The 12241-nt window shown below is 64.3% G+C and carries 10 protein-coding genes; 4 read left to right on the forward strand and 6 right to left on the reverse strand.

The features are described 5' to 3' along the window. Positions 1-3 precede the first annotated feature (3 nt). From ACVNHC_RS12455 to ACVNHC_RS12480, 6 genes are all read right to left on the reverse strand, one after another. Positions 4-1635 (reverse strand): ABC transporter substrate-binding protein, encoded by a 1632-nt coding sequence (locus ACVNHC_RS12455; RefSeq protein WP_457167461.1) that lies wholly within the window; start codon positions 1633-1635, stop codon positions 4-6. Between the two features lie 133 nt (positions 1636-1768). Further along, positions 1769-2761: a sugar-binding transcriptional regulator gene (locus ACVNHC_RS12460; RefSeq protein ID WP_208975621.1), complete on the reverse strand. Its 993-nt coding sequence runs from the start codon at positions 2759-2761 to the stop codon at positions 1769-1771. Positions 2762-2801: 40 nt separating this feature from the next. After that, on the reverse strand, positions 2802-4121 hold the full coding sequence (locus ACVNHC_RS12465; RefSeq protein WP_457167462.1) for an acetoin dehydrogenase dihydrolipoyllysine-residue acetyltransferase subunit: 1320 nt from the start codon (positions 4119-4121) through the stop codon (positions 2802-2804). After that, complete coding sequence (locus tag ACVNHC_RS12470; RefSeq protein WP_019966160.1) at positions 4121-5131, reverse strand: alpha-ketoacid dehydrogenase subunit beta; 1011 nt, start codon at positions 5129-5131, stop codon at positions 4121-4123. The genes ACVNHC_RS12465 and ACVNHC_RS12470 overlap by 1 nt, the downstream gene beginning before the upstream one ends. Continuing rightward, the gene (locus ACVNHC_RS12475; RefSeq protein ID WP_457167702.1) at positions 5128-6171 is read right to left on the reverse strand and encodes a thiamine pyrophosphate-dependent dehydrogenase E1 component subunit alpha; all 1044 of its coding nucleotides are present in this window, start codon (positions 6169-6171) and stop codon (positions 5128-5130) included. The genes ACVNHC_RS12470 and ACVNHC_RS12475 overlap by 4 nt, the downstream gene beginning before the upstream one ends. A 10-nt stretch (positions 6172-6181) precedes the next feature. Continuing rightward, positions 6182-7516 (reverse strand): NAD(P)H-dependent oxidoreductase, encoded by a 1335-nt coding sequence (locus ACVNHC_RS12480; RefSeq protein WP_457167463.1) that lies wholly within the window; start codon positions 7514-7516, stop codon positions 6182-6184. 312 nt (positions 7517-7828) lie between these two features. On the opposite strand from ACVNHC_RS12480, the gene ACVNHC_RS12485 reads away from it, so the two are divergent. Genes ACVNHC_RS12485 through ACVNHC_RS12500 form a run of 4 tightly spaced genes read left to right on the forward strand, consistent with a single transcriptional unit; the run spans position 7829 to position 12237 of the window. Further along, on the forward strand, positions 7829-9385 hold the full coding sequence (locus ACVNHC_RS12485) for an extracellular solute-binding protein (RefSeq protein ID WP_457167464.1): 1557 nt from the start codon (positions 7829-7831) through the stop codon (positions 9383-9385). A gap of 9 nt (positions 9386-9394) precedes the next feature. Then, positions 9395-10336 carry a carbohydrate ABC transporter permease gene (locus ACVNHC_RS12490; protein WP_050473230.1) on the forward strand — a complete coding sequence of 314 codons (942 nt, stop codon included), beginning with the start codon at positions 9395-9397 and terminating at the stop codon, positions 10334-10336. Positions 10337-10339: 3 nt separating this feature from the next. After that, entirely contained in the window at positions 10340-11182 is an 843-nt protein-coding gene (locus ACVNHC_RS12495; RefSeq protein WP_058899717.1) for a carbohydrate ABC transporter permease, read from the forward strand. A 5-nt stretch (positions 11183-11187) separates the two neighbouring features. After that, positions 11188-12237 carry an ABC transporter ATP-binding protein gene (locus tag ACVNHC_RS12500; RefSeq protein ID WP_457167465.1) on the forward strand — a complete coding sequence of 350 codons (1050 nt, stop codon included), beginning with the start codon at positions 11188-11190 and terminating at the stop codon, positions 12235-12237. The last annotated feature ends 4 nt before the right edge of the window (positions 12238-12241 follow it).

The raw sequence follows: 12241 nt of genomic DNA on the forward strand, positions 1-12241 counted from the left end.
AGCTTACTGCCCGATGGTCACGTGGCGCCAGTCAAAGACGTTGTCGGCGCGGCGTTCCAGCTTCACGGTCTTGCCCGTGCCCCACGCGGCCCAGGTCTGGTGCAGCGGCACATAGGCCACGTCATTGGTGGTGATGGTCCAGGCCTCGCGGATCAGTGCGTTGCGCTTGTCCTGATCGGCTTCCTTCAGGATCTCGCCCGCCAGCCGGTCCACTTCCGGATTGCAGTAGCCCGCAAAATTGGACTTGCCCGCGACGATCTTCGTCAGATCATCCTTGTCCCACAGCGGCCGGTCTTCTGCCGCGCGCGGGCACATGTGCAGGGAATAAAGCGCGATGTGGCTGTCCAGGCTGGACGGCGTGGTGCCCAGCATCGCAAGGCCGAAGTCCATGTTCGGCGCAGTGATGGATTCCAGATACTTGGCCCGCGGCTGCACGTTCGGCTTGGCCTTGATGCCCACCTTCGCCAGCATGGAGGAAATGGCAAGGCAGGTCGCCTCGTCATTCACATACATGTCGTTGGAGCACTGGTAGGTCATGGTGAAGCCGTCCGGGTAACCGGCTTCCGCCAGCAGCGCCTTGGCCTTTTCCGGATCATAGTCGAGCCGCTTGATCTCGTCCGTGTAGCCGTTGACGCCCGGCGCCACCATCAGGGCGGCAGGCGTGGTCTGGCCGCGCATGATCTTGTCGCGGATGGTGTTGACGTCGATGGCCCGGTAGATGGCCTCGCGCACGCGCACATCCTTCAGCGGATTGACGCCCTCAAGGCCGGAGCCCGGCAGCGTGTCCTTCCACTGGTTCATGGACAGGTACATGGTGCGCACCTCCGGCCCGGCAGCCACATCCGTATTCGGTGCAGCCTCAAGGCGCGGGATGTCCTGCACGGGAATGGGGAACACCACATCCAACTGACCGGCCAGAAGCCCGGCCACACGGGTCGCCGGGTTCGGCACTGGTGTATAGGTCACCTTGTCGACGTTGCCCGTCTTCGCGGCAGCACCCCACCACTGCGGATAAGCTTCAAGCACGGTGCGCACGCCCGGCTCGCGCGCTGCCAGCTTGTAGGGGCCGGTGCCGTTCTCGTGCAGGGTCGCGTAGTTTTCCGTGTCACCGCCCTTCTGCGGCGGTGCCACCTTGTTCGCCTCGGACCAGGACTTGGACATGATGTACCAGTTGGCCCAGGTGTAGTTCAGGATCGGGTTCGGTTCCTTTGTCAGAAAATCAACCGTGTGATCATCCACCTTGACGATCTCGACACCCGCCGGAAGCCGGTTCTTGAAGTCGGAGGAACCGGAGCGCACGCGCTCGGCGGAGTAGATCACGTCATCTGCGGTAAAGGGGCTGCCGTCATGGAAGGTCACGCCCTTGCGCAGATGGAAGCGCCACTGGGTGGGCGACAGCATTTCCCAGCTTTCGGCCAGCGCCGGTTCAAGCTTCAGGTCCGGCGTGCGGCGCACGAGACCTTCATAGACGTTGCCGAGAAAGCCGGAGGTGAAGACCTCTTCGACCGCATAGGGGTCCATGGACACCAGATCGCCCTGCGAGGCAAAGCGAAGCTCCGTCGCCTGCGCGTTCGCCACAAAGGCAAATAAAACGGAAGAGGAAAGCAGCAGTGCTGCGCGTTTCGCCTGTATCATGGCCGAACCCGTATGATTGAGATGCCCTGAGGCAACAAAGGAAGGAGCGCTATCAGTCCCAGAGGCTCCAAGGCCTGTCAAGGCAACCGGCCACCGGAAATGTCCGCAATCCGGACAAGGCAGTGAACTTGGCTCATGCTTCAAGCTGGCCCAGCAGCCGCTGTGCGGTCAGTTCATCCGTGATGACAACGTCCATGTCCAGCGCCTTCAGGGTGGCGCGCATCATCTGGGTCTTCTCGCGCCCGCCGGAAATCAGCACCTTGGACTTCACCCGGTCGAGCCGGTCGAGCGGGATGGAGATGGAGCGCTCGTTCACCGGATGCGGCACGGTGCGCCCTTCTGCGTCGAGGAAATGGTAGAGCACGTCACCCACAGCTCCCGCCGCCACAAGGGACTGGCGCTCGGCTTCAGACACCTGCCCCAGCCTGTAGGAGGTGGTGAGCGTCGAGATGCCACCGCAGGAGAGCAGCGCCACATCGCAGGTCTCGGCCATCTGCAGCACCTGATCAAGGCCGCAATGCTCCAGCAGCGCGTGGCGGGTCTGGACGGAATCCACCAGCGCCGGCGCGGGCACGAGGAAACCTTCGGCGTCAAAGAGTTCGGCAAACTGCCAGGCGAATTCCGCCGGGTTGAAGCGCTTGGCCTGCGAAATACCGCCCAGAAGCGAGATGACGCGCACGCCTTCCAGCTGCCGCCCCTCGATGAAGGGCAGCATCTGATGCAGCGTGCGGCCCCAGCCCACGCCCACGGTCATGCGATTGGCCATGATGCCGGAGACATAGGTGCCTGCCGCCGAGGCAATCGCCCGGGTCGGATCGCCGTCAGGATCGGAGAAAGGCGCGACGATGGCTTGGCGCAGGCCGAAGCGCTCTTCCAGCTGGCGCTGCAGCTCCACCAGTGGGGCAATGTCCGACTTGATGCGGATGATCACCTCGCCCCGCTTGCGGGCATCGGACAGGAGCCGCGTGATGAGAATGCGGTTCACGTCCAGCTTCTTGGCAACTTCCGACTGGGTCAGCCCCTCGACATAATAGAGCCAGGCAGCCCGGATGCGGAGCTGGCCGTGCTGGTCGGCAGGGCCGCGCTCCCGCGCTCCGTTCGTCTGGCTGCTCTGGCTGTCGGACATGGGCATTTCCTGTTATCGATGAGGAATCCGTGATCCCTCATCATAGGTGCTGCCGCAGGATTTTGCCAATCTGATCCGGGACTTCCACCTGCGGCATATGCCCGGCGCCCTCGATGAGGTGCAAGGCCACCTGACCGCTGGCGCGCAGGGCATGCTGCCAGGGGATGATCCCGTCCTGCCGGCCCCAGATGATCCGCGCCGGAACATCGAGACGGCCCAGCGCCGCGCGCAGATCGAAACCCTGCGTGCCATCGGGGAACAGCACATCGGCCAGCGCCGTTTGTGCCGCCCTGAGGGCCGCATCCTTGCGCCCGGCCATAGCGGCCTTGGCGTAGCCATCGGTGATCATGTCCGGATCGGCAACGAGGCAGCGCAACCAGGGCGCAAGGCTTTCGGGCCGCTGCGCCCGGCAGATACCGGAGAGAACCTGACCGTTGATGTCCGGCCCGAGGCCAGCAGGCGCGATCAGCGTCAGGCTTTCCACCTGCCGGGGCCGCGTATCGGCCAGCGCCAGCGCCAGAGCGCCGCCGAGGCTGTGGCCGATCAGATGCACCTTCTCCTCGCCCGTCTGCTCCAGCGCCCGGCGCAGCTCAGCTGCAAGCGAAGCAAAGTCGGGAATGCGCAGGCGCGGCGACTTGCCATGCGAGGGCAGTTCGATGCGGATCAGCGGACGGTGCTTGAGATAGGCCTCCAGCGGCGCCCAGCTTGCCCCGTCGCTGGCAAAGCCATGGATGAGCACAACGGGAAGCCCGGTGCCGCCCTTGCTGCGGGTGATGGAGAGCGGGCCCGTCTGCCATTCGGGAGACAACGGCAATGCAGAAGCCGGAAGGACCGCTTCCGCTGTCACATCCGCCCTGCCCGCCTCAAGCGCCTTGCGCACATCCTCCCCCTGCACGCGGCCCTGAGGGCCGGTGCCGGAGATGGCACCAAGATCAACGCCGCCCTCACGGGCAAGGCTTCGGGCCAGCGGCGTGGCACGCAGGCCCTTGCCCACGCCTGCTGTTTCACCTGCAGGCACGGCAACGGGTGCAGCGGCGGGAGCAACCGCTGCAGGTTCCGGCAAGGCTTCAGGCGTTTCAACAGCAGGCGCGGCGGATTGATTAGGCGGCTCACCAACGGCTTCGTCCGTGCCATAGAGCCAGGCCACCGTTGCACCAATCGGCACATCCGTTCCTTCTGCAATGACATGATGCAGGAAGCCGGAAGCCGGCGCCTCCACCTCCATGGCGGCCTTGTCGGTTTCGATGTCGAAGAGCGGCGCGCCCTTCTCCACCCAGTCACCGGGTGCAACATGCCAGGTGGCGAGCTTGCCGCTCGCCATGTCCATGTCCACCTTCGGCATGATCACTTCATTGGGCATCACACACGCCCCTTCGCCAGCTTGCGGGCCGCATCCAGAATGTCCGGCACCTGCGGCACAACGGCCTTTTCCAGCTCGGGATTATAGGGGATCGGGCTTTCGGCCCCGCCCAGGCGGATGATCGGCGCGTCGAGGAAGTCGAACGCATCGCTTTCGGCCACCATGGCGCTGACTTCAGCGCCAACGCCCAGCGTCTTCACGCCCTCATAGACGCAGACAAGCCGGCCCGTCTTGCGCACGGAAGCCAGAACGGTCTCCCGGTCCATCGGCCGCACGGTGCGCAGGTCGATCACTTCAGCGCTGATGCCTTCGGCTTCCAGCGTGGCCGCAGCCTCCAGCGCCTTGTGCACCATGATGGCGGTGGCGACGATGGTGAGGTCCTTGCCCGGACGGCGGATCGCGGCCTTGCCGATCGGCGTGGTGTAATGGCCCTCCGGCACATGCCCCTTCATCTTGTAGAGGATCTTGTGCTCGAAGATCATCACCGGGTCCGGATCTTCCAGCGCCGCCAGCAGCAGGCCCTTGGCATCTTCCGGCGTCGAGGGCTGCACCACCTTCAGGCCCGGCACGTGCCCCAGCCAGGCTTCAAGGCTCTGGGAGTGCTGCGCGGCTGCGCCCGTGCCGGAGCCAGCCGGAAAGCGCATGACCAGCGGCACGGAAACGGCGCCGCCCAGCATGTAGCGCAGCTTGGCCGCCTGATTGACGATCTGCTCCATGGCAAGGGCGGCAAAGTCGGAGAACTGGAACTCGAAGATGGGCCGCAGGCCGGTCAGCGCCGCGCCAACGGCGACACCGGCACCGCCCAGTTCCGAGATGGGCGTGTCCATCACCCGGTCGGTGCCGTATTTGTGCACGAGATCGCCGGTCACCTGAAAGGCGCCGCCATAGACGCCGATGTCCTCGCCCATGAGAACGACGCGGGGATCTGAGCCCAGCGCCAGATCCATGGCCTCGCGGATGGCCTCGGCATAGGAGAGTTCGCGGAGGGGGCTCGCCGGATGCGCGTTCATGCTGCGGTCTCTTCAGTGTAAACGAAACGGGTGGCCTCGGAGGACTGCGGCGAGGGGCTCGCGGCGGCAAAGGCGATGGCATCGGCAATCTGCTGTGCCACACTGGCCTCCAGTGCCTCGATGCCTTCTTGGTTCAGGATGCCGTGATCAACCAGCATCGCGGCCATGCGCTTGATCGGGTCGCGGTCCATCCACTCGGCGATTTCTTCCTTGGTGCGGTAGCGGTTGCGGTCGGACTTGGAATGGCCGCGCCAGCGGTAGGTGACGTTCTCGACCAGGCTCGGCCCCTCGCCTGCCCGCGCACGGGCCACCGCCGCATCCACGGCTTCGGCAACGGCGGAGAAGTCGTTCCCGTCCACGGTCACGCCCGGCATGCTGTAGGCGGCGGCGCGCTCGGAAATGTGCTTCACCGCCGTGGAGCGCTCCACCGAAGTGGACATGCCGTATTTGTTGTTCTCGCAGACGAACACCACCGGCAGCTTCCAGACGGCGGCCATGTTCAGCGCCTCATGGAAAGCACCCTCATTGTTGGCGCCGTCGCCGAAGAAGCAGACCGTCACAGCGCCCGTGCCCAGCCGCTTGGCGGCAAGGGCGGCCCCCACGGCAATCGGCAGGCCGCCGCCGACGATGCCATTGGCGCCGAGGTTGCCCTTGGCCACATCGGCGATGTGCATGGAGCCGCCCCGGCCCCGGCAGTAGCCGGTTTCCTTGCCGAAGAACTCGGCAAACATCCGCCCCAGATCCGCGCCCTTGGCAACACAGTGGCCGTGGCCGCGGTGGTTGGAGGTGATCTTGTCCTCATCCGTAAGCGACATGGACGAGCCCACGGCAGAGGCTTCCTGGCCGATGGACAGGTGCATGGTGCCGTGGATGAGGCCCCGCATGTAGCTGTCTTCCGCACCTTCCTCAAACTTGCGGATCAGCATCATCTTGCGCAGCGCTTCCGTCAGCGCCTCGGGCGAGTAGGTGCGCAGCGCATAGGGGAGATTGGCGTCGGCTGCGGGCGCAGCGCCCTTTGCCTTTTCAGCGGTGTTGGCCATGGCTTTGTCCTCAGGCATGCGCCAGCTCTTGCCCGTACACCATCGCATCCTGGCGGCGGCGCAGTTCGGCAATGCGGGAGTTGGCGGGAAGCGCGGTGTTGTCGCTGGTGATCAGTTCGCCCTTGCGGATCGGCTGGGTGACCTTGGCCCCCGTCAGCAGACCGGCTGGAATGCCCTTGGCGGCACGGGCGCGGGAGACTTCCATGATCCAGGCGCGGTAGGTGTATTCGCCGATCTGGTCCAGCGTCTCGCCCGGCTGCAGGTCTCGCTTGGCCACCGCGCAGACTTCCGCCACCGGCTTGTCGAGCGGGATCATGTCGGCCTTGCCGTAAAGCACGGCGCGGGCGCAGGTCAGCGGCACTTCCAGCGAGGTCAGGTGATAGGGCCGGATGAAGCTGAAATACGGGCCGTCGCCCATCTTCAGGTCCTTCATCCGCTCCCAGACGCGCGGATGCTCGGCTTCGGCAACAACGAAAACGCCCGGCGCCAGCCCCTTGCCGACGGAAAAGTCCACACGGCCAATGCCGGACAGCACGCCGCCATCCTTCTGCGGAATGAGGGTGGTTGCCAGTTCCTTCGGCCCGGCAGCGGGCCCATGCATGCCGTCACAGTCCGGGATCAGGCCCGTGGCATTGGCGATGGCGGCCATTTCCACCATGGTCTTGGAGCCATCGACGAATTCCACAAGCATGCGCGCATTCATGTGGCGCGCCCTGGCTTCCGCCGCATAGGCATCCGGCGTTGCGTCGATGTTGAGCGGGTTGTTCTTGCCCTTGCCCGCACAGACGATGCGGTGGCCCATGGCGGAGACGAACTCGATCAGTTCCATGCAGGAAGACGGCTCATCGCCCGCCCCGAGGCTGTAGACGACGCCCAGCCGGTCCGCCTCGCGCCGCAGATAGGCGCCGATGGTCACGTCTGCCTCGACATTCATCATGATGAGATGCTTGCCGCGCTCCATGGCGTTGAGGCCGATTTCCGCGCCGACAGCCGGAACGCCCGTGGCGTCGATCACCACGTCGATGAGGCCCGATTCGAGAATGATGTCCGAAGACGCGGCAATCGCCGTGCGGCCGGATTCGATGGCGGCATTCAGCTTGTCCACCGTGCCAGCATCCTGGCTGTGGCCCTGCTCCTGACGGGCAATCTCCACGGCCTTGTGCGCGGCCGCCGGGTTGATATCGGCAATCGCAGCCACTTCGACGCCATCCATCATGGAGGCGCGGGTAACGATATCCGTGCCCATTTCGCCGGACCCGATCAGTCCGATGCGGACCGGACGGCCCGCCTGCGCCCTGGCGGCCAGATCGCGGGCGAGACCTGTAAGCGCGACGTTTGAAGCCATTTCATATGCCTTGGTGGGGTTGAGTTGCCGCAAGCATTGTGAACTTTCGTTCTTGTGTCAACTAACTTGTTCAATCATTCGTCACTGCAATCGCTCACAGACCCCATCGCACCGCACAACGCCTCAGATCCAACTTTGCATCAAATCCGATTGACAAGTGCGAAATTGCGAACAATTGTTTTATAGAACATTCAAATGTTCCGGCCCATCTCCGCAGGCAACGAACCGCCTGCCCGGCGCAACCTCTGCGCAACCGGGGCCGCGGAAATGCCATCGGCAAATCATGGCCATCGTCATCTGGGAGGAGACTTGATGGGTATCACCGGAAAACTTTCGCGCCGTTCGTTCCTGAAGGCAGGCACTGCCGCCGCCGGCGCATCACTGATCGGCACCACATGGAGCGGCCGCCTTCTGGCGCAGGGCGCCCTGCCCGATCCGCAGAGCGTGCTGGACGATATTTCCATCTCGAAATACGTCCGCGCCGACTATCAGAAGCTCTATGGCCTGTCCGACAGCAAGCCACTGTGGGACCCGGCAAAGGACTGGATCCGAACCTGCGACTGGGAGGCGGTGCGCAAGGAATTCGCCGGCACGACCGTGCGCTTTGCCATTGGCGCTGCCGATCAGGAATCAGCCGCCGAGGGGCTCGACCCGTTCGAGGCCCTTTCCGGCATCAAGGTGGAGCTGGTGCCGATCCCCGATGACAGCTTCTATGACAAGGCCGTCGCCGAGTTCATCTCCGGCAATGCGTCCTTCGATGCGCTGCAGTTCTTCTCGCCCTGGCTGGGCGATTTCGCAGCTCCCGGCTTCCTCGCCCCGCTTGGCGACTATGCCGAGAAGTGGAAACTGCCGCTCGACGACTTCTACGACACCTACCGCCTGAACTACGGCTATTTCAACGGGACCATGTACGGCATCCCGTTCGACTGCGACATCCAGATGGTGCATCTGCGCAAGAAGATGGTCGAGGAGGTTCTGGGTGGCCCGATCGACAGATGGACCTCCGTCCCGACCTATGACGAGCTGATCCGCCTGTCGGCAGAACTGAACAACAAGACCCGGGGCGTTGCCGGTATCGGCATGCTGGGCGCGCGCGGTTTCTGGTCCACCTACACATGGGAGCATGTGGCGGCGCAGGCCGGCATGATGCTCTTTGACGACAAGTGGGAACCCATCTTCAACGGCGACGCGGGCAACAAGGGTATGGATATCATCCTTGCGCTGTCCAAGAACGCCATCGAAGGCTTTGCCGGTGCAGGCTGGGGCGAAAACCGCGCCGCATGGCTCGGCGGACAGGTCGCCACCAACATCAGCTGGCAGGATTCGGGCACGCAGGCCATGCGCCCCGACCAGTCGCAGATCGTCGATGATTTCGTCACCATCTACGAGCCGCGCATTGCCGGCGGTCATTTCGCACCGCCCAATATCGCAGGCTCGACCTCCTGCGTGGCGGCAAACAGCCAGAATGCGGAAGGCGCATTCCTGATGCTCGCCTTCCTCACCACCGCCTCGATCATGGCCATGAACGAGGCCAACGCCAATGGCGTGGCGCCGGGCTACCGGTCGGTTCTCACCAACCCGAACCTTCAGGTGGCCTCACAGCCGGCGGAAGTGTGGAGCAAGTCGCTCGACTATGCCTGGTGCGCCCCGCGCCTGCCCGGCATGTTCGAGATGGAACAGGCCATGGGCAACGAGATCAACCGCGCCCTGACCGGCCAGATCTCCGGCAAACAGGCTCTGGACAATGCGGCGGCCGCCGTCCGCAAGATCATGGACCGCAACGGCTTCTATGGCAGCAAGCCGCCGGTCGACTATGCCGCCGCCGCACCCGGCCTCTGGGTGGGCAAGGACAAGGCTCTGCCCTTCTGAGGACCTGCAATGACCGGCACCCACCTGCCGGCAGCCGGGGCGGCTTCTGCCGCTCCGGCTCTGCCCGGCCGTACCTTCAGGCGCCGCAATCCGCGCATGCGCCAGCTTTTCCCCTACCTGCTGGTGGCTCCGGCCGTCTGCTTCCTGCTGACGATCACGCTCTATCCGGGCGCCTATGCGATCTATCAGTCTCTCTTCTATGTGAAGTTCAACACCTGGAATTTCGTCGGGCTGGAGAACTATCAGGATCTCCTGAGCGACCGGGAGTTCTGGGCAGCGCTCGCCAATACCGCGATCATCGGCGGCATCGCCCTCATCGCCGAATGCCTGCTGGCGCTGCTGCTGGCCTTCCACGCCTACCGTGACCCGTGGATCAAGGGCTGGCGCATCATCTTCCTGGTGCCGATGCTGTTCATGCCCTCGGCCGTCGCCTTCATCTGGAAGCTCGCCTTCATGGATGGCCGCGTCATTGCGGACCTCCTCATGCGCATCGGCCTCATCGACGGGCACATCGCCTGGACATCCTCGATCTGGTTGTCCCGCCTGACGCTGATCGTCGCCGATATCTGGCAGTGGACACCATTCCTCTTCATCATCTTCGTGGCCGCGCTTCAGGGGCAGGACGAGGAAGTGGAAGAGGCCGCCCGCCTCGATGGCGCAAGCTGGGGCGCGATCTTCTGGAACATTTCACTGCCAATGATGCGGCCCGTGATCGCCGTGGCGGTGATCCTGCGCGGCATCGACATCACCACCATGTTCGCCAACGTCTTCATCATGACGCAAGGCACGCCCGGCGGCGCGACGGAGACGATCAGCTATTTCATCTACCGGATCGGCTTCAAGACCTTCAACTTCGGCTACGCCTCGGCAGCCTCGGTGGTCATGCTGGTTCTCACCGTCATCATCGCGCAGCTTGCCGTCAAGCGCGCCTTCCGCTCCGGGAGGGACTAGGCCATGGCCTCGCAGCGCCGCAACAAGGGCGAAAAGCTCTTCCTGCGTTATCTCATCCTCGGGGCCTGGGCTCTGTTCTGCCTCGCCCCCGTGCTCTGGTTCCTGTCCATCGGCTTCCGCCCGCGGACCGAGATCATCACGCCCCAGCCGATCTACCTGCCGAGCTTCAGCCTCGATGCCTGGCACATGATCTGGCGCGACTGGCCGATGGGCCATTACCTGCGCAACTCGCTGCTGGCGATTGCCGGGTCCGTCGTCATCGATCTGGTGCTGGCCGTGCCGGCCGCCTTCTCCCTCGCCCGCTACCGCTACAAGGGCCGGGAGGACATCGGCTTCTATATCCTCTCCACCCGCATGATGGCTCCGGCCATCGTGGCGATCCCGATCTTCTTCCTCTTCAAGACGATGGGCCTGCTCAACACGGTCTGGGCGCTGATGCTGATCTATGCGGCGGTCAACCTGTCGGTCGTCACCTGGATCATCCGCTCCTACATGCTCGACATCCCGAAAGAGCTGGAGGATGCGGCGCGCACGGACGGAGCCTCGGACCTGCGCATCCTGTGGGAGATCATCATCCCGGCCATCCTGCCAGGCATCATCACCGCAGGCGTCATCGCGGCCATTTTCGCGATCAACGAATTCCTCTTCACCCTTCTTATCGCCTCCACCAAGGATGCCTATACGCTCTCGGTGGCGCTCGCCAACTTCACCGGCGGATCAGACGGGGTCATCTACAACGCAATTGCCCTCGTCGCCTTCCTCGCGTTCGTTCCGGTGTTCCTGGTGGTCGCAGCCATCCAGAAGCATCTCTCGCGCGGGCTGACGATGGGCGCGGTCAAGGGATAAGCACCATGGCACGTATCGAACTCTCCGGTATCCAGAAGTCCTGGGGCAGCTTCTGGGGCGTGCGCGATGTGAACATCGACATCGCCGACAAGGAATTCATCGTCTTCCTCGGCCCCTCGGGCTGCGGCAAGACCACCACCATGCGCATGATCGCCGGGCTGGAGGACCCCAGCGAAGGCGAGATCCGCATGGATGGCGAGGTGATGAATGCCGTGGACGCCCGCGACCGGGACGTGGCCATGGTGTTCCAGGGCTATGCGCTCTACCCCAACATGAGCATCTACGAGAACATCCGCTTTCCCTTGCGCATGCGCGGCGTGCCGAAGGCCGAACATGACCGGCGCGTGCGGGAAGCCGCCGCCCTCGTGGAGCTGTCGGACTATCTCGACCGCAAGCCGGGCGCGCTCTCCGGCGGCCAGCGCCAGCGCGCAGCTCTTGCCCGTGCCATCGTGCGCCAGCCGCAAGTGTTCCTGATGGATGAGCCGCTGTCGAACCTCGACGCCAAGCTGCGGCAGGCGATGCGCGTGCAGATCAAGCACATCCAGAGCCAGCTGGCCATCACCACCGTCTACGTCACCCATGACCAGATCGAAGCCATGACGCTGGCCGACCGGATCGTCATCATGCAGAACGGCGCAATCCAGCAGACCGGCACGCCGGACGAGATCTACAACGACCCGGCCAACACCTTCGTTGCAGGGTTCATCGGCTCTCCCCCGATGAACCTGGTGCCGGGGCGGCTGGAGAACGGAACGTTCTCCGCCCCCGGCATCTCCATCCCGGACGTGCGCCTTGCCCACAGCGGGGACGTCACCCTCGGCGTGCGCCCGGAAGACTGCCACGTCACCGACAGCGGCGGCCACATGAGCGCGCCGGTCTATGGCGTGGAGCCGACCGGCGACCTCACCTATCTGACGCTGAAGCCCGGCAGCCTGCTGTTCGAGGTGAAGGCCGACCGCAGCTACCGCTCGGATCTCGACCGGACACAGGCTATCGCCTTCGATCTGTCGCGGCTGTATTTCTTTGACACGGCCAGCGGTCAGCGGCTGCGGTGAGGTG

Source organism: Pannonibacter sp. Q-1 (genome assembly GCF_054073275.1).

What these genes read in the sequence shown, in the direction of transcription:
- ACVNHC_RS12455 (WP_457167461.1), bottom strand. Translation starts at nt 1,635, where the DNA reads ATGATACAGGCGAAACGCGCAGCACTGCTGCTTTCCTCTTCCGTTTTA.
- ACVNHC_RS12460 (WP_208975621.1), bottom strand. Translation starts at nt 2,761, where the DNA reads ATGTCCGACAGCCAGAGCAGCCAGACGAACGGAGCGCGGGAGCGCGGC.
- ACVNHC_RS12465 (WP_457167462.1), bottom strand. Translation starts at nt 4,121, where the DNA reads ATGCCCAATGAAGTGATCATGCCGAAGGTGGACATGGACATGGCGAGC.
- ACVNHC_RS12470 (WP_019966160.1), bottom strand. Translation starts at nt 5,131, where the DNA reads ATGAACGCGCATCCGGCGAGCCCCCTCCGCGAACTCTCCTATGCCGAG.
- ACVNHC_RS12475 (WP_457167702.1), bottom strand. Translation starts at nt 6,171, where the DNA reads ATGGCCAACACCGCTGAAAAGGCAAAGGGCGCTGCGCCCGCAGCCGAC.
- ACVNHC_RS12480 (WP_457167463.1), bottom strand. Translation starts at nt 7,516, where the DNA reads ATGGCTTCAAACGTCGCGCTTACAGGTCTCGCCCGCGATCTGGCCGCC.
- ACVNHC_RS12485 (WP_457167464.1), top strand. Translation starts at nt 7,829, where the DNA reads ATGGGTATCACCGGAAAACTTTCGCGCCGTTCGTTCCTGAAGGCAGGC.
- ACVNHC_RS12490 (WP_050473230.1), top strand. Translation starts at nt 9,395, where the DNA reads ATGACCGGCACCCACCTGCCGGCAGCCGGGGCGGCTTCTGCCGCTCCG.
- ACVNHC_RS12495 (WP_058899717.1), top strand. Translation starts at nt 10,340, where the DNA reads ATGGCCTCGCAGCGCCGCAACAAGGGCGAAAAGCTCTTCCTGCGTTAT.
- ACVNHC_RS12500 (WP_457167465.1), top strand. Translation starts at nt 11,188, where the DNA reads ATGGCACGTATCGAACTCTCCGGTATCCAGAAGTCCTGGGGCAGCTTC.